This window comes from Psychromonas arctica, assembly GCF_038155225.1.
GTDB classification, from domain to species: Bacteria; Pseudomonadota; Gammaproteobacteria; order Enterobacterales; family Psychromonadaceae; genus Psychromonas; species Psychromonas arctica_B.
The window spans coordinates 1-244 of the sequence record NZ_JBAKBA010000164.1 but is presented as its reverse complement, the minus strand read 5'-3'; the positions used below and the strand labels follow the sequence as shown (position 1 = coordinate 244).

At 36.1% G+C, this 244-nt stretch carries 1 protein-coding gene; it reads right to left on the bottom strand.

The genetic code is table 11. From position 1 onward, the window contains the following. Positions 1-126: glucokinase (locus tag V6255_RS18175; protein ID WP_341629396.1), on the bottom strand; the 126-nt coding region annotated here is incomplete at its 3' end. Positions 127-244: the final 118 nt, after the last annotated feature.

Genomic DNA, 244 nt, shown 5'->3' with positions numbered 1-244 from the left:
ATAAACACCGCCTTTACAGTCTAAACTGAGTGCTAAGTTACCAGCGAAGCCGCACATTGCTTGGCAAAATAAGGTTAAGGTTTGGGTGGCTAATTCACATTTATTATTTAGTGCTGCTTTTGTAATGCCCTTTGCTTCTTGTTAAATATTTTTTATTTACTTTCTCATACAACTTATTAAACAGACGATCTTCAATAGATAGCTTTTCACCTTGCCACGGAGTAAATATCCATAATGCGGTGAT